Origin of the sequence: Oceanisphaera sediminis, from assembly GCF_039539745.1 — a bacterium.
GTDB classification, from domain to species: Bacteria; Pseudomonadota; Gammaproteobacteria; order Enterobacterales; family Aeromonadaceae; genus Oceanimonas; species Oceanimonas sediminis.
This window is the reverse complement of record NZ_BAABDS010000002.1, coordinates 1-17,425: the sequence shown is the minus strand read 5'-3', so window position 1 is coordinate 17,425 and position 17,425 is coordinate 1. Positions and strand designations below refer to the sequence as shown.

Below are 17,425 nucleotides of genomic sequence, written 5' to 3'. Positions count from 1 at the left end.
GAAATGGGCGTCGACAGAGCAGGGGGGTAAACCTATAATACCGCCAATTTCTCAACCCCCCATTCACTCACGCTTTGAGAACTGCCACTATGGAAATACTGAGAGGCTCACCGGCCTTATCCGGTTTCAGAACCCGGGCCCTGGTTCGCCGCGCCCAGCAGCAGAAGCTGCCGCTGGCCGGCATTGAAACCGAGTATGTGCACTTTGTTGCGCTGAACGCCAACCTCGAGGCCGACAGTCGACAAACCCTGAGCCAGCTGCTCGACAGCCCCGCTCAGGGCATTACTCCTGCCGCCGGCAGCCTGCTGGTGGTGGTTACCCCCCGTCCCGGCACCCTGTCTCCCTGGTCTACCAAAGCCACCGATATTGCGCGTAACTGCGGCCTGACCCAGGTCAAGCGTATCGAGCGCGGCATCTGCTATTACCTGAGCTTCGAGCGCACTCCGAGTGCCGCCGAACTGACGGCGGTGTCGGCCATGCTGCACGATCGCATGACCGAAGTGACCCTGGATGCGCCGGAAGATGCCAGCTGCCTGTTTGCCGAAGCCGAGCCGGCACCGGTGACCGCGGTAGACATCCTGACCGGTGGTCGTGACGCCCTGGCCGAGGCCAACCTGCGATTGGGTCTGGCACTGGCCGAAGACGAAATCGATTATCTGTATGACGGCTTTACCGCCCTGGGCCGTAATCCCAACGATATCGAACTCTACATGTTCGCTCAGGCCAACTCGGAGCATTGTCGGCACAAGATTTTCAACGCCGACTGGACCATCGACGGCGTCGAACAGCCCAAGTCGCTGTTCAAGATGATCAAGAACACCTTCGAGCAGACGCCCGAGCATGTGCTGTCTGCCTATAAAGATAACGCCGCCGTGATGACCGGCTCACCCGCCGGGCGTTTCTTCGCCAGCGCCGAGTCTGGCGAATATCGCTACCATCAGGAAGACATTCATATTCTGATGAAGGTGGAAACCCACAACCACCCCACCGCCATTTCGCCTTACGCGGGTGCCGCCACCGGCTCCGGTGGCGAAATTCGCGACGAAGGCGCCACCGGTCGTGGCTCCAAGCCCAAGGCCGGCCTGGTCGGCTTCAGCGTGTCCAACCTCAAGATACCGGGCTATGCCCGTCCCTGGGAGCAGGACTTCGGCAAGCCCGAGCGTATCGTCAGCCCACTCGACATCATGATCGACGGCCCGCTGGGCGGCGCCGCCTTCAACAACGAATTCGGCCGTCCGGCTCTGCTCGGCTACTTCCGTACCTTTGAAGAGAAGGTGTCCAGCTTCAACGGCGAAGAAGTGCGCGGCTATCACAAGCCGATCATGCTGGCCGGTGGCCTGGGCAACATTCGTGGCGAACACGTACAGAAAGGCGAGATCACCGTCGGTGCCAAGCTGGTGGTGCTGGGTGGCCCGGCGATGAACATCGGCCTGGGCGGCGGTGCCGCTTCCTCCATGGCCTCCGGCCAGTCGTGCGAAAACCTGGACTTTGCCTCGGTACAGCGAGACAACCCGGAAATGGAACGCCGCTGTCAGGAAGTGATCGATCGTTGCTGGGGCATGGGCGAAAACAACCCCATTCAGTTTATCCACGATGTGGGCGCGGGCGGTTTGTCCAACGCCATGCCCGAGCTGGTTAACGACGGCGGCCGTGGCGGACGTTTCGATCTGCGCAGTGTTCCCAACGACGAGCCGGGCATGAGCCCGCTGCAAATCTGGTGTAACGAGTCCCAGGAACGTTACGTGATGTCGGTGGCGAACGATCGCATGGCCGAGTTTGAAGCCATCTGTCGCCGCGAGCGCGCGCCCTTTGCCGTGGTCGGTGAAGCCACTGCCGAGCCGCACCTGAGCCTGCACGACAGCCACTTCGACAATCAGCCTATCGACATGCCGCTGGAAGTGCTGCTGGGCAAGGCGCCCAAGATGCAGCGTGACGTAATCAAGGCCCAGCACCGAAGCCCGGCGCTGGAGCTGAGCGGTATCGAGCTCAAGGAAGCGGCCGAGCGGGTCATGACCCTGCCGACCGTGGCCGACAAGGGCTTCCTGATCACCATCGGCGACCGTACCGTGACCGGTCTGGTGGCGCGGGATCAGATGGTGGGCCCCTGGCAGGTGCCGGTCGCCGACTGTGCCGTGACCGCCGCCGCCTTCGACACCTACGCCGGTGAGGCCATGTCGATGGGCGAGCGGGCCCCGGTGGCCCTGCTCGACTACGCCGCCTCGGCCCGGCTGGCGGTGGCGGAAGCCATCACCAACATCGCCGCGACCGACATCGGCGAGCTCAAGCACATCAAACTGTCTGCCAACTGGATGTCTGCCGCCGGCCACCCCGGTGAAGACGCCGGCCTGTATGAAGCGGTCAAGGCGGTGGGCGAAGAGCTGTGCCCCGAGCTGGAGCTGACCATACCGGTGGGCAAAGACTCCATGTCGATGAAAACCGGCTGGCAGGAAAACGGCGAAGACAAGACGGTCACCTCGCCGCTGTCGCTGGTGATCACCGCCTTTGCCAAGGTCAACGACGTGCGTGCCACCGTCACCCCCTGGTTGCGTACCGATCTGGGCGACACCGATCTGATCCTGGTCGACCTGGGCAACGGCAAGAACCGTCTGGGTGCCTCGGCCCTGGCCCAGGTGTATCGTCAGTTGGGTGATCAGCCCGCCGATCTGGACAGCCCGGAAGCGCTGAAAGGATTCTTCTACGCCATTCAGGCGCTGCTGGCCGAAAGCAAGCTGCTGGCCTACCACGACAAGGGCGATGGCGGCTTGTTCGCGACCCTGGCGGAAATGGCCTTTGCCGGTAACACCGGCCTGGATGTCGAGCTGGACCTGCTGGGCGCCGATCAGCTGGCGGCCCTGTTCAACGAAGAGCTGGGTGCCGTGCTGCAGGTGCGTCGCGAAGACAAGGAAGCGGTGCTGACCTGTCTGGCCGGTCATGGCCTGGCTGCCTGCAGCCACGTTATCGGTCAGCCGAATCAGGACGATCAGCTGCGCTTCTTCTTCGCCGGTGAAGAAGTCTATGCCGAGTCTCGCACCGAGCTGCGCCGCCTGTGGTCCGAAACCAGCTACCGCATGCAGTCGCTGCGTGACAACCCGGACTGCGCCCAGAGCGAGTTCGAGGCCAAGCTGGAAGCGGATAACCCCGGCCTGTCGGTGTCGCTCAGCTTCGATCCCAAAGATGATATCGCCGCGCCCTTTATCGCCAAGGGCGAGCATCCGCGCATGGCCATACTGCGCGAGCAGGGCGTCAACTCCCACGTGGAGATGGCAGCCGCCTTCGATCGTGCCGGCTTTGCCGCCGTCGACGTGCACATGAGCGACCTGCAAAGCGGTCGCTACCGTCTGGACGAGTTTGCCGGCATGGTCGCCTGTGGTGGCTTCTCTTACGGTGACGTGCTGGGCGCCGGCGGTGGCTGGGCCAAGTCGGTGTTGTTCAACGAGGCGTTGCGGGCGCAGTTTGAAGCCTTCTTCGCCCGTGAAGACAGCTTCGCCCTCGGCGTCTGTAACGGCTGTCAGATGCTGTCGCGACTGCGGGATCTGATCCCCGGTGCGGCCCACTGGCCGGACTTTGTGCGCAACACCTCCGAGCGCTTCGAAGCCCGCTTCAGCCTGGTGGAAGTGCAGGAGTCACCCAGCCTGTTCCTGTCCGGCATGGCCGGCTCTCGCCTGCCTATCGCCGTGTCTCATGGCGAAGGCCGGGTGCAGACCCTCAATGCCGACATCAACGCCATCGAGGCCAGCGGTACCGTGGCCCTGCGTTTCGTGGACCACCACGGCCAGGCCACCGAGCGTTATCCGTTCAACCCCAACGGCTCTGCCAACGGCATTACCGGTTTGACCAGTCAGGACGGCCGGGTCACCATCATGATGCCGCACCCGGAGCGGGTGTTCCGCACCGTGGCCAACTCCTGGCACCCGGATGGCTGGGGCGAAGACGGCGGCTGGATGCGCATTTTCCGCAATGCCCGTAAAAACCTCGGTTAAATTTGCAACTTGCTTCTAATAACGAAAAGCCCGCCGCGATGCGGGCTTTTTATTTCTCAAGTGAGTCTGTAGTATGACTGGACCCGAAAAACACTTCATACCACGCCTCGGAGTGCCAGTCATCGGGCAATGAACGGCAGAGGCCGTTTTCATTTACTCGTTCAATTATCTGAGTAGCGACATGGATGACACTTTGTTATTGACCACGCTGAACGCCGGAGTCCGGGCCGGCAGCGAAAGCGTGCAGGAACGGGCCGCGACCTCGCTGAATCTGACTCGGCAGATCATGCATCATACCCGTGAAGGCATAGTGCTGATGGACCCCCGCGGCCGGGTGCTGGAAGTGAATCCGGCCTTCTGTCGGCTCAGCGAGCTGGATGCGGCCGACATTGAAGGGTGCCATCTCACCCGGATTAACGAGGCGCTGCACGAGCGTCGCTACTACCGGGACATCTGGCTGCGGCTGCAACAGCAGGGAGACTGGCAGGGCGAGGTACAGCATCATAACCGTGACGGCCAGCTGGTGACCCACTGGCTGATACTGCGGCTGGTCAGGAATCATGACGGGCGGATCGTCTACATCATCGGCATTCTTGACGATATCAGCCGGCTCAGACAATCCGAAGACCAGCTCAGTTATCTGGCCCATCACGACGCCCTCACCGATACCGCCAACCGCACCTTTCTGCTGAGCTGGTTCGACGAGGTGACGGCGGCGATCGCGCCACCGGAACCGCTGTCATTGCTGTTTATCGATCTGGATCGCTTCAAGCCGATTAACGACAGCTTCGGCCATGGTGTAGGCGATGAGGTGCTCAAGGTGCTGGCGGCCCGGTTGCAAACCCGGATTGACGCCAATGACATGGTGGCCCGTATCGGCGGTGACGAGTTTGTGATGATCTGGCGCGGCACCCTGACCAGAACGGAACTGATGACCAGAGCGGCAGCCTTGCTGGAGCAGATCCAGCGGCCGGTGCTGGTGGGCGGTTATGAGCTGAGCGTGGGCGCCAGCATCGGCATCAGTTTTTATCCCGAGCACGGGCGCGATATCGATACCCTGCTGCGCTATGCGGATAACGCCATGTACCAGGCCAAACGCTGTGGCGGCACCAAGGTCTGCCTGTTTGACGGTGTTCAGCTCTCTTATCTGGAGCAACAGCAGCGGTTGACGACCGAGTTTCATCGGGCACTCGAGGAACATCAGTTATTTCTGGAATATCAGCCCACCCTGGCGGTCGATGATCAGCGACTGATCAGCGTGGAGGCGCTGTTGCGCTGGCGTCACCCCGAGCTGGGCGTTTTGTATCCGGATCAGTTTTTGTCGGCGGTCAAGGCGGCCGGGCTGCTGCTGCCGCTGGCCGAATGGGTCTTTACCGAAGCGGCTCGACAAGTTGGCCTTTGGCAGCAACAGCACCACTGGCAGGGGCGAGTCAGCATCAATCTGAGTGGCCTGGAGCTGGAACAACAAAAAGTCGGACGCTTGCTGGCGCTGCTGCAACGGCTCGGAGTAGCCCCCGAGCACTTTATACTGGAGTTGTGCGGCGATTTCATGATGCGCCGCAGCGAGTCGCTGACCGGCATGCTCAACGGATTGAGAGACGCGGGTATCAAGATGTTTCTGAATAATGTGGGCAGAGGACGCTTCAACTTCAATAAGCTCGGGCAGTTGCCGATTGATGGTATCAAGCTGGATCACAGCCTGCTGACGGCGCGTTTTGACGAGCTGGATCGCTCCATCATTCGCTCGTTGTTGTTACTGTCCCGGACCCTGGGCATCGGGGTGGTCGCCTGCGGCGTCGAGCATGAGGAGCAGATGCGGTTTCTGCGTCAATACGGCTGTGACGCGGTTCAGGGGCGACTGCTGGCGTCTCCGGTAGGCCCGCACGAACTGGACGCCGTTATCGCCGCCAGTGGCGCGGCCGATGCCGGTGGTGACTATTCTATTCCGTGCAATGACAGCTGACCCGGGGCTATCTCCAGGCTCAGCACCCTGTCTTTCAGTTGGCGCTGCAGGGGATCGGTATCATCCAGGGTGTAGACCGGGTACTGGGAAAGATAACTCGCGAGTCCCTGCAGCAGCAAGGGCAGCATCATGCTGGCCTGAGGCGAGCTGCTCTGCTGATTCAGCCGATAGCTCAGCAGCTGGAATTCATCCAGAAACAGGGCACCCTGCTCGCTGTCGTAGCGGGGGCGGGCACTGAAGTCACCCTCTATATCCCAGTGACTGCGTTGCTGACCCTGCTGCATCGACAGTATTCCCTGCCCCTGTACTCTGGCCTTGTCCGCTTCCTGGCGGCCCAGCTCGACACTGAGCTGTTTCAGCTCAATCCCCGCCGATAGCCAGGAGCCGAGAGAAACCGGAAACTCCTTGCCAAGCTGCTGGTTCAACTGCTGATTGAGTTGTTGCTCGGTCAGGATCAGACTTTGTGCCCAGGACAGGCCGCTGATGCCGAAGGCGATTAAAAAAACTATAATTTTCATCAGTCTGTATCCCTTTCTCGATTTTCTGTACCTTAGGTTCTGTTGATCAGTCTGCATCGTCCCGCTTTAGAGGAGCAAGGCATTTTTGAGTGATTATATCTATACCGCCCTGGGTTGGCTGCTGTTTGCGGCGCACACCAGCCTGGTAATAGGGGTGACGCTCAGGGTCATCATGAAGCGTCGTCCGGTCGGTGTCTCTCTGGCCTGGCTGGCGCTGATCTATGCCATTCCCATTCTGGGGGTGGCAACCTATATTCTGTTTGGCGAAGTACGGCTGGGTCGCAAGCGGGCAGACAGGGCCAAGGCCATGTATCGGCCCTATGCGGACTGGATCAACGTGCTGGTGGCGCGCTTTCCCGGCCAGAAATTCGAGGTAAGCGATCCGGCCCGGCCTATCTATGAGCTGGTCAAGGCGCGGCTGAACATGCCGATGCTGAGCGGCAATGGCATGACGCTGCTGCAGCAGCCGGATGAAATACTGTCGACCTTGCAGGCCGATATTCGGGCGGCGCGCAGTTCCTGTTATCTCGAATACTATATCTGGTATGCGGGGGGGCGAGCCGACGATATTGCCTTCGAGCTGATGAATGCGGCCCGTCGGGGGCTGGACTGCCGGCTGTTGCTGGACTCGGTCGGCAGCGCCGATTTTTTTCGAAGTTCCTGGCCGCGGCGATTGCGGGAAGCGGGCGTCAAGGTGATAGAGGTGCTGCCGGTGGGCACCTTCCGCTTGCTGTTCGAGCGCCAGGATCTGCGCATGCACCGCAAGCTGGTGGTGATTGATGACGATATCGCCTACACCGGCTCCATGAACCTGGTGGATCCGGCCTGCTTTAAACAACACGCGGGCGTGGGGCAATGGGTCGACATCATGCTGCGCATCCGTGGGCCCATTGTGCCCATCTTCTGGTCGCTGTTCGTGTGGGACTGGGAAATGGAAACCGGCGAACGTCTGCTGGAGCAGCTGGAATATCACCCTATCAGCTGTCTGGACAACCAGCTCAAGCTGCAGCTGCTGCCCTCGGGCCCCTTCATGGGCGGTGACGCCATTCAGCAGAGTCTGCTGACCGCCATCTATCAGGCCCGGCGGCGGCTGGTGCTGATTACCCCTTACTTCGTGCCCGACGATGCGCTGGTGGCGGCCCTGTGCTCGGCGGCGGATCGCGGGGTAGAAGTACAACTGGTATTGCCGGCCAGAAACGACTCGCGCATGGTCAACTATGCCTGCAACGCCTTCTTCAACGAGTTGCTGCAGGCGGGCGTGGAAATTCATCTGTACGGCGCCGGTTTGCTGCACACCAAGTGTGTGCTGGTGGATCATCAGTTTGCACTGGTCGGCACGGTGAACCTGGACAAGCGCAGCCTGTGGCTGAACTTCGAGATGACGCTATTGGTGGATGATGGTGCGGCCATGGGGGAGTTGCTGCAGTTGGCAGACAGTTATCTGAGCGATGCCCAGCCGGTCTCCTGGCTGGAATGGCGCAAGCGGCCGCTGCGCCGTCGGGTGGCGGAAAACCTGTTCTACCTGTTGAGCCCGCTGCTGTAAAAGCCGGGAATGGGGACCAGGGATTCGGGATTTGCAGTCCCCACTCCCCACTCCCTAATCCCTAATCCCTAATCCCGTGTCACGGGGTTACTGCCGGTAATGCTTGAGGAAGCGGGCGAGGCGGCCGATGGCATCTTCCAGCTCTTCTACCCGCGGCAGGGTGACCAGACGGAAGTGATCCGGGGTGGGCCAGTTGAAACCGGTGCCCTGCACCAGCAGCATCTTTTCCTGCAGCAGCAGGTCATACACCATCTTCTGATCGTCCTTGATGTTGTACATCTTGGGATCCAGCCGGGGGAACAGGTAGATGGCGCCCTTGGGCTTGACGCAGCTCACGCCCGGAATCTCGTTCAGCAGCTCCCAGGCCCGATCCCGCTGCTGGCGCAATCGGCCGCCGGGCAACACCAGCTCGTTGATGCTTTGATAGCCGCCCAGCGCCGCCTGAATGGAATGCTGCATGGGCACGTTGGCGCACAGTCGCATGGACGAGAGTATCTCCAGCCCTTCGATATAGCCCTTGGCCTGATGCTTGGGACCACTCAGCATCATCCAGCCCTGGCGGAAGCCGGCGGCACGATAGCTCTTCGACAAACCGTTGAAGGTGGCGACCAGCACGTCGTCACACAGGGTGCACACCGAATGGTGGGCTACATCGTCATAGAGGATCTTGTCGTAGATTTCATCGGCGAAGATGATGAGCTTGTTCTGGCGGGCGATCTCGATCACTTCCAGCAGAAACTCGCTGCCGTAAACCGCGCCGGTGGGGTTATTGGGGTTGATCAGCACTATGCCCCGGGTCCGCGGGGTGATTTTGGACTTGATGTCGTCCAGATCCGGGTACCAGTCGGCCTGCTCGTCACAGAGGTAGTGCACCGCCTTGCCGCCGGACAGGGTGACGGAGGCAGTCCACAGCGGATAGTCGGGCGAGGGCACCAGAATTTCGTCGCCGTTGTTCAGCAATGCCTGCATTGCCATCATGATCAGCTCCGACACCCCGTTGCCGATATAGATATCGTCCAGATCCGTGGTGCGCAGGCCTTTCTGCTGGTAATACTGCATCACCGCCTTGCGCGCCGAAAACAGCCCCTTGGAGTCGCAATAGCCCTGGCTGGTCGGCAGGTTGACGATGATGTCTTTCTGCAGCTCTTCCGGCGCATCGAAGCCGAAGGGAGCGGGGTTGCCGATATTGAGCTTGAGGATCCGATGGCCTTCGTCTTCCAGGCGACGGGCTTCTTTGTGAACGGGTCCGCGAATGTCGTAACAGACGTTGTCCAGCTTGTGCGATTTTTCTACGGAATACATGGGTACTGACGGCCTCGGATTACACATCGGCCCGGATTGTCACCGGCAAGCAAAATGCCACCCGGCGACATGATGTTCATGCGCAGTGGGCAAAATAAGCAATCCGGGAGACACCGGCCGATAAAGACTAGTGATATGTTCCATGATGAGACTTTGTAGCCGGGATGAAAAGAGTAATCAGCGACTTGTGACGAAAAAAGACAATAGGGCGTGAGGAGTGAGGGGGTAAGAAGTGAGGAGGACAAGCAAAAGAGTGGTTTTCTGGCCACTGTGTTTTCTGCCGTCATGGCGAGCTTGTTTCGGTATCTTCTCGAAGACAACATCGGAAGAAAAACACCGAGCTTGTAGATTCGGTGTTTTACCCCTTACCCCTCACGCCTCACCCCTCACAGCCTTTAAATTTACTGAAACAGTCCCAGGTGGGCCTTGGCGTGAGCTTCAAACTCGGTGTAACCGCCGATGTGCTGCTGGTCGATGAAGATCTGCGGTACGGTTTCTACCGGCTTGCCGACGGTTTTTTCCAGATCTTCCTTGGAAATGCCTTCGGCGTGAATGTCGATGTAACGGAAGCTGAAATCATCCCGTTCCTCGGTCAGTTTTTCTGCCAGCTCTTTGGCACGAACGCAAAAGGGGCAACCGGGACGACCGAAAATCACTGTAAACATGGGCTCTCTCCTGACTGATTAATTTATTCATTCATTTACCAGGCACAGTATAAAGACGGTGCTCTCGTTCTATAAATCGTTAGTTTGTTGCTGATTGATTGGTTTTAACAATGGAATCTGGCGTGACCACCGACTCCAGCCACCGGCGCTCGAAGCGCCGGGCGGGCCATTCACCCTGCCCGGCGGCAATGTTCTTTTCATGTTGCGGGCTGATGGACAAGCCATTCTGCAACAGCACGAACGCCTTGCGCCGGCCGCCATCGGTATCGATAAAGCCGACCAGATTCTGCACATGGGCTATGGTGCCGGTTTTGGCCATGATTTTGCCCTTGAGTGCCGGGCCGAGCACGCTGCGACGATAGCGCAGGGTGCCGCTTTCCCCGCTGACCGGCAACACACCCATCAGCCAGTTGGCGCGGGGATCCTGTGCCATCACCAGCAATACCGCCAGCAGATCTTCGGCGCGCAGCAGATTATGAGCAGAGAGTCCCGAGCCGTCTGCCAGCCAGGAAGGACCCAGATCGATGCCGGCCTCTTTCTTCAGGATCTCACGCACCGCCTGGGTACCGTTGCGAAAGCTGCCGGGCTGATTAAAGTGCTCGGCACCGAGAGTACGCAGCAGGCTGTCGGCATAAAGATTATCGGAATGTTCCAGGATCCGACGGCTCAGCTCCCGCAGCTCGGGCGAGTTGTGATGGGCCAGGGCGGGCCAGTCACCGGCCTCGATGCGGCTGGCCTTGATGCCGCCGGATACGCGAATGCCGGCCTGGCTCAGGGCCCAGCGCGTCAGTTGCTCGCCCCAGGCGTCCACATCCTGAATGGCAAAGCGCAGGGGCCAGGGATCCTTGCGTGGGCCGATACAACCGGTGAGGCGATACTGGTTGGGCGGGCTCATGTCCACTTCCAGTTCGCAGAAGCGTTGCTGCTGTTCGGCACGACTCAGCACCTCGACCTGGGCGCTGACCTTCACCGGCTGATGCGCCGGTACGGTGGCGCGGGCCGCCTGTCCGGTGCGGGCATAGAGGGCGCCCTGTACGCAGTTGCGATCCAGGATCAGCGCCGATACCGGCGAGGTATAGCAGACGCTCAGATCGTTCCACGACCAGCCGTTACCGCGATCGTAGCCGCCGAAACGTTGCTGATTGAGTAATACATTGCCGCTTACTTGACGCACACCGGTGCGTTTCAGCAAGTCGCGCAACTGCTCTCTGGTCAACGAGGGATCACCGACGAAATCGATCAGCAGATCGCCGACCAGCTTGCCGTTTTGCAGCTTGCCCCGGTAGTGAACGCGGGTCTGGTAACGCCAGTCCGGGCCCAGTGCCAGGGCGCCGGCCAATGTGGTAACCAGCTTTTGGGTCGAGGCCGGTTTCAGCAGCAGATTCGGATTATGGGCCGACTCTATCTGGCCGGTGGCGGCATCGGCCAGAATCCAGGCCGCCTGGCCGTGTTCTGGCGGCGTGACTGCCTGCACGGAAACACTGAAAATGATGGCGGCAAGGCCGGTTATATAACGATGCATACTTCTCTTTAAGGTCATGGGCCTTCACGGTAACGAGCATGTTAAAGGGAGTGGGCGGTACGAAACCGGCCCTGATAATCGAACAGGGTTTCCTTTATTCGCCAGCCGCGTTTATGGCTTCTGGCAATCACGAAGTCCGGGTGACGAAAGCGCGAGGCCGAGGCCACGACTTCTGCCAGCGAGGCAAACTCCGGCTCCAGTCCGGGGGCTGGCCAATGCGGGCGCACAAACTCCAGAAAAAAACGACCGCACCTGCCCTTTGTGTCGAAAGCATACCATTGCTGCAGCTCGGTGCCATCCTCGTCGTGGTAGGTGACCTTCAGTGCCGGCCCGAATTTGCCGCTGCTTTCTGCCAGGCTCAGGCCCGCACAGCGCAGCACCAGCGCGTCCTTCAGCGCCAGTGCCTCTTTCAGTTTCTTGTCCGGATCCACCAGCAGGTGACCACAGTCGTTGCACTCCCGGGCGGCGATGTCGTTTTCCGCCAGACACTGGGGGCAGGACTTGAAGCGAAAACGGTAACCGCAAGGCTCGCCGATTTCGCCCTCGTCATTATCAAACAGGCCCTGACAGCGGCGGCCGAAGTGTTCCAGTACCTGGCCGTCGCTGTCGGTCTTGCCCCAGAAGATATTGGCGAAGCCGCAGGCGGGGCACAACACCTGCACCTGGGTGGTGTCCGGGTGGGGGCGGGGCTCGCCCACATCGGGGGCGAAGATATCCATGTTGTTGCCCGCGTAATCCAGTACCAGACAGTCGGTTTTATCGGGGCTCAGGCGCAGGCCCCGGCCGATGATCTGCTGGTAAAGCGCCACCGACTGGGTGGGACGCAGCAGGGCAATCACATCCACGTGGGGGGCATCGAAGCCGGTGGTCAGTACCGAGACGTTGACCAGATACTTCAGCTCCCGCGCCTTGAAGCGGTGAATAATGGCATCCCGCTCCGGCCCGGGAGTGTCGCCGGTGATCAGCGCCGTTTCTTCTTTCGGCAGCAGGCCGGCCACCTCGGCGGCATGACGCACCGTGCTGGCAAACACCATGACCCCGACCCGGTCGGCGGCGTAGTCCTGAATTTGCTGCACTATGTGCGGGGTGACTCTGGGCTGGCGCGCCAGCTCCTTCTCCAGCTGTTGTTCGGTAAAGAGCCCCTGCTCATACAGGCGGGAAAAGTCATAGTGCACCACGGGGGCGTCAATCAGCTCGGGACGACACAGATAGCCCTGCTTGATCATCAGCCGCAGCGGCAGCTCGAAAAGGCAGTGTTTGAAGAAGCGGGGGGAGCGGCTGCGTACCATGCCGTGATAATGAGTCTGGTAAATCCAGCCCAGCCCCAGCCGATAGGGGGTGGCGGTCAGGCCCAGCACCTTGAGCCGAGGATTGGACTGGCGCAGATGCTGGATCACCTTAAGATACTGGCTGTCGTCGTCATCGGATACCCGGTGGCATTCGTCGATCACCACCAGGCTGAAGTTCGAGAAGTGCTCCAGATTGCGGGCCACCGACTGCACAGAGCCAAACACCACCTGGGTGTGGGCCTGCTTCCGGCCGAGACCGGCGGAGAAAATCGCCGCGGGCTGGCCGTAACTCTGGTATTTGGCGTGGTTCTGCTCTACCAGTTCCTTGACGTGCGCCAGCACCAGCACCCGGCCGCGGGCGAGGCGCGCCAGCTCGGCGATCACCAGGCTCTTGCCGGCGCCGGTGGGCAGCACCAGCACCGCCGGATCATCATGGCGACGAAAGTACTCAAGGGTGCGATTCACCGCATCCTGCTGATAGGGGCGAAGGGTAAACATATGTTCTCTCTGCGTTTTATTCGGCATTATCACGCTGAGCATGGAAAAGAGCAGCTGTAAGCCTGTTTTTTAGTCACAAATCATTGAGAATGACCGCCATGCGAAGCAGCAGCGCGGTTGCGCTCCGCCGACACGCTTCAAGCCCATCCATGGGGCGCTCGGCAAATGCCTTCCATGGCATTTGACGGTCGGCTCCGGCAATCCCCGCTGCCACTTCGTGAAGCTGCTGTGCTGCCTGTCAGATACTGACCGTCAACTCCTTGCCTCCCGTCGGCAGCGGAGTGGTCTGTCAGTGGTGCTCACCGACGACTCGAAGCCTCAAAAGAGGCGGCTGGGATAGACTCAGCCGACCATCACATGACAGGACGTCATGTGCTGAGCGTCGCAGGGATGCGGTTTAGCGTGTCGGAAGAGGCTACCCAGTTGCCTCTGAGCATATCTTATAGGCTGACAGAGTTGTGACTAAGAGACAGGCTCAACGCTTACAGCAATGAAACACGTCAGGCCTCACATTTGTCCCGGAATAGGGTATCTTTAGCGTCTATCCGAGAAATAACCGAGGCAAACATCTTTATGATCATCAAACCCAAGGTCCGTGGCTTTATCTGTACCACCACCCATCCGGTCGGTTGTGAGGCGAATGTACGCGAGCAGATCGCCTACGTCAAAGCCAAGGGCTCGCTTGAACAGGGTCCCAAAAAGGTACTGGTGATCGGCGCGTCCACCGGTTATGGTCTGGCTTCCCGCATCAACGCCGCCTTCGGCAGCGGTGCCGCCACCATTGGCGTTTTCTTTGAAAAGCCGGCCACCGAGAAAAAGACCGGCTCCGCCGGTTGGTATAACGCCGCCGCCTTCGACAAGGTCGCCAAGGAAGAAGGTCTGTACGCCAAGAGCATCAACGGCGATGCCTTTTCCAACGAATGCCGCGATCAGGTGATCGAGCTGATCAAACAGGATCTGGGTCAGATTGACCTGGTGGTGTATTCCCTGGCCTCGCCGGTACGCAAAATGCCCGACTCCGGCGAACTGGTGCGCTCCGCCCTCAAGCCGATTGGCGAACCCTACAAGTCCACCGCCCTGGACACCAACAAGGACGTGCTGGTAGAAGCCGTGGTCGAGCCGGCCAACGAGCAGGAAATTGCCGACACCATCAAGGTAATGGGCGGTCAGGATTGGGAACTGTGGATGAACGCGCTGAGTGATGCCGGTGTGCTGGCCGACGGCGCCAAGTCCGTCGCCTATTCCTACATCGGTACCGATCTGACCTGGCCGATTTACTGGCACGGCACCCTGGGCAAGGCCAAGGAAGATCTGGATCGCGCCGCCCACGCCATCGATGCCAAGCTCAAGGCCAAAGGCGGCAACGCCCATGTAGCGGTGTTGAAGTCGGTGGTGACTCAGGCCTCCGCCGCCATTCCGGTAATGCCGCTGTATATCTCCATGGCGTTCAAGATCATGAAAGAGCAGGGCATTCACGAAGGCTGTATCGAGCAGATTCAGCGCCTGTTTGAAACCCGTCTGTACAGCGGTGAGCAGGCGCCGGTCGACGAGCAGAACCGTCTGCGTCTGGACGACTGGGAATTGCGTGACGAAGTACAGAACGCCTGTCGCGAAATCTGGGCCCAGGTACAGGACGACAATATCTACCAGCTGACCGATTATCAGGGCTACAAGGACGAGTTTCTGCGTCTGTTCGGTTTCGGCCTGACCGGCGTGGATTACGATGCCGACGTCAGCCCCGAAGTCGAGTTCGAGGTGATCGAACTGGCCTGATGCCGCGTCGAACATCATCAAAAGCCCCGGCCGGATATGTCCCGCCGGGGCTTTTTATTGGGTTCGTTTGTTGCTCATGATGTTCAAGAGTACAGTGATAACAACGTCAACCGTATCGGGCGTTGCTTACGTCAGGCGACCTCGACCCGGTTTTTGCCGGCATGTTTGGCGGCATACAGCGCGGTGTCGGAGCGGCTTAGCCATTCGGCAGCATGAGGAATGGCGTTATTCAGCGTGGCAATTCCGGAACTGATGGTATAGCGAATCTCCATGTTCCGGGTCGTTATCACCGCGGCTTCGACGGCCCGTCGCAGACGTTCGACGATGACCACGGCGCCTTCGCTATCGGTTTCCGGCAATATAATGCCGAATTCCTCGCCGCCGTAGCGTCCCGATTGATCGGTACTGCGCAAGACGGCGCGAATGGTGGCGGCAAGGTGACGAATCACCTCATCACCGACCGGGTGACCATATTGATCGTTGATTGACTTGAAGTTGTCGATATCGATCAGCACCAGGCTGCAGGGATGGCCATAGCGCTGGTAACGGGAAAACTCGCTATCGAGCAGGTTTTCCCAGGCGCCCCGGTTCAACAGGCCGGTCAGGTTGTCGGTGATGCTCAGCCGGGCCAGCTTTTTGTTGGCCTGTTCCAGCGCCAGTCGGCTGCTGGCCACATCGGTGACATCGTAGATCATCAGGCAAACCCGCTTTACGCTGCCATCCGGCTCGGCCAGCGGGCTGATGGTCAGGTTCTGATACATGACGGGCTCGGTACCGGTGACCGGACGGGTGGTGCCAAAGCGAAACAGGTAGGGACGCAGCTCCCAGGAGGTGAAAGCCCGGGTTTTCAGGGTCACCACGGTGTCCACCTTGCGGCGCAGCCAGGTCTGGGGCAGATCGGGAAACAGGCTGAACAGGTTTTTATCCCGTACCGCGGTCGAGGTCAGGCCGCTGTGGTTTTCCATGAAGCCATTCCACAGCTGTACCTGGAAGTCCAGATCCAGTACCACCAGGCCGATTTCGACCGACTCCAGCATATCCACCAGAAAATGAAAGGCGTGTGCATCCAGTTTGTCGAGAGACATGGTTTACTCCGTCAGGTAAATCAACCGTTGCTCCAGCCGGTTGACCGAGTCTTCTGTCAGTAGCACCAGAAGGTTGCAGGAAATATGTTGCTGTTCCAGTTCGTAAGGAATTTCGATGCACAACAGTTGCTCGGCCTGCTGACGATGATGTTCGAGCAGAACCTCGAGCTGCTGGTGTTGCCCGAGTATGGTTGGCTGATCCAGCCCGAAGTGGATATCGAGCTGATCGCCCAGTCCCTTGAGAAAGGCACCAAACAGTATGCTCGACATGTCCATCAGAATTTCCATGTCCGGAGCCGGATTATCGGGTTCGTCATAATGCAGTAAACGCGCCATGGCCTCGATGCTGGAATCGGAGAACAACAGCAGGGCTTCGCCGGACACGCCGGCACCGACAAATCCCTGGCAAACGGCAGAGTACTGGCTGTTGCCTTCTACCGCCGAAATAGCCATGCTCAGTTCGCTGCGGGCGATCATCGCCACCTTGGGAACGGGTTGCAGAATAAACACATTCAGCAGCCGGGCCAGCAGGTTCGAGGCCTGTCCCATGGCGACATTGGCCAACTCCTGCAAGTAATCCTGCAACGACAGCGTGAGCGAGGGCAAGGCCTCGGGCGGCGTTTGGCGGGCGCCGGTATTGGGTTGATAAAGCCCGTATTCGGTCAGCAGCCGGGTCAGCTCGTCGGTATCGATGGGCTTCTTGATGAAACCGATGGCGCCCAGCGCCTTGACCCGCGACATTGCCTGAGGCTGGATATCACCGGAAACCACCACAGTGATGACCTGCAACTCCTGCTTCCTGATGGCCTCCAATACGCCGTAACCGTCCAGTACCGGCATGTTGAGATCGAGAAACAAGACATCGGCACCCTGATTATGCAGCAGCTCAAGGGCTTCACTCCCCTGGCTGGCAAACCGGATCTGTACGTCCCAGTCGGAAGGCAGCGTTCTTGCCATTTGCTTGCGCGCCAGGGCGGAGTCGTCACAAATCAGAATGCGGATTGTCATGCCATGGGACCTGCGCTGATAAAAAGAATAGATAGATGGTCTGAGCTGAAGAGAATGATTCAAACATACATCGAGTTCGCAGGACAGAAAATAACTGAAACTCTTTTCCATTTTTATGCGCCGGGTTCTTTTTACCAATAAAGCGGTGGAGCGAAATGGCGCTGACGGTAGGGTGATAAGTCATGCAGCATAACAGGCATGGTGCTGTCGTCATTCCCGCGAAGGCGCTGAGGGCTCCCCAGTTTTTATAGGTCATGCCGAAACACCCGGCGAGAGCAA

General features: G+C 59.5%; 12 protein-coding genes. 4 read left to right on the top strand and 8 right to left on the bottom strand.

The genetic code is table 11. The features are described from left to right. Positions 1-89: 89 nt before the first annotated feature. Together purL and ABD827_RS00620 are read left to right on the top strand one after the other, a co-directional pair. The gene (gene purL, locus ABD827_RS00625; protein ID WP_344961412.1) at positions 90-3,980 is read left to right on the top strand and encodes a phosphoribosylformylglycinamidine synthase; all 3,891 of its coding nucleotides are present in this window, start codon (positions 90-92) and stop codon (positions 3,978-3,980) included. Between the two features lie 181 nt (positions 3,981-4,161). Continuing rightward, a complete protein-coding gene (locus tag ABD827_RS00620; RefSeq protein ID WP_344961410.1) occupies positions 4,162-5,943 on the top strand; it encodes a putative bifunctional diguanylate cyclase/phosphodiesterase in 1,782 nt (593 codons plus the stop codon). On the opposite strand, the gene ABD827_RS00615 is transcribed toward ABD827_RS00620, so the two are convergent. Next, a complete protein-coding gene (locus ABD827_RS00615; protein ID WP_344961409.1) occupies positions 5,916-6,461 on the bottom strand; it encodes a YceB family lipoprotein in 546 nt (181 codons plus the stop codon). The two genes, ABD827_RS00620 and ABD827_RS00615, sit on opposite strands and share 28 nt — an antisense overlap. A gap of 85 nt (positions 6,462-6,546) precedes the next feature. Between ABD827_RS00615 and cls the strand changes: the two genes are divergently transcribed. Beyond that, positions 6,547-8,004 (top strand): cardiolipin synthase, encoded by a 1,458-nt coding sequence (gene cls / locus ABD827_RS00610; protein WP_344961408.1) that lies wholly within the window; start codon positions 6,547-6,549, stop codon positions 8,002-8,004. Between the two features lie 87 nt (positions 8,005-8,091). Here the strand turns inward: cls and ABD827_RS00605 are convergent, their stop codons facing one another. From ABD827_RS00605 to radD, 4 genes are all read right to left on the bottom strand, one after another. Next, the gene (locus tag ABD827_RS00605) at positions 8,092-9,306 is read right to left on the bottom strand and encodes a pyridoxal phosphate-dependent aminotransferase (RefSeq protein ID WP_344961407.1); all 1,215 of its coding nucleotides are present in this window, start codon (positions 9,304-9,306) and stop codon (positions 8,092-8,094) included. Positions 9,307-9,707: 401 nt separating this feature from the next. Further along, complete coding sequence (locus ABD827_RS00600) at positions 9,708-9,971, bottom strand: GrxA family glutaredoxin (RefSeq protein WP_344961405.1); 264 nt, start codon at positions 9,969-9,971, stop codon at positions 9,708-9,710. A 79-nt stretch (positions 9,972-10,050) separates the two neighbouring features. After that, positions 10,051-11,493 carry a D-alanyl-D-alanine carboxypeptidase/D-alanyl-D-alanine endopeptidase gene (gene dacB, locus ABD827_RS00595; RefSeq protein ID WP_344961403.1) on the bottom strand — a complete coding sequence of 481 codons (1,443 nt, stop codon included), beginning with the start codon at positions 11,491-11,493 and terminating at the stop codon, positions 10,051-10,053. A gap of 41 nt (positions 11,494-11,534) precedes the next feature. Further along, positions 11,535-13,280 (bottom strand): DNA repair helicase RadD, encoded by a 1,746-nt coding sequence (gene radD, locus ABD827_RS00590; RefSeq protein ID WP_344961401.1) that lies wholly within the window; start codon positions 13,278-13,280, stop codon positions 11,535-11,537. Positions 13,281-13,853: 573 nt separating this feature from the next. On the opposite strand from radD, the gene fabV reads away from it, so the two are divergent. Next, positions 13,854-15,053, top strand: a complete 1,200-nt coding sequence (gene fabV / locus ABD827_RS00585) for an enoyl-ACP reductase FabV (protein WP_344961399.1) — start codon at positions 13,854-13,856, stop codon at positions 15,051-15,053. Positions 15,054-15,184: 131 nt separating this feature from the next. Here the strand turns inward: fabV and ABD827_RS00580 are convergent, their stop codons facing one another. From ABD827_RS00580 to ABD827_RS00570, 3 genes are all read right to left on the bottom strand, one after another. Next, entirely contained in the window at positions 15,185-16,138 is a 954-nt protein-coding gene (locus ABD827_RS00580) for a GGDEF domain-containing protein (protein WP_344961397.1), read from the bottom strand. A gap of 3 nt (positions 16,139-16,141) precedes the next feature. Beyond that, on the bottom strand, positions 16,142-17,146 hold the full coding sequence (locus tag ABD827_RS00575) for a response regulator (protein ID WP_344961395.1): 1,005 nt from the start codon (positions 17,144-17,146) through the stop codon (positions 16,142-16,144). After that, on the bottom strand, positions 17,121-17,425 hold a 305-nt coding region (locus tag ABD827_RS00570), incomplete at its 5' end, for a hypothetical protein (protein WP_344961393.1). The genes ABD827_RS00570 and ABD827_RS00575, both read right to left, overlap by 26 nt.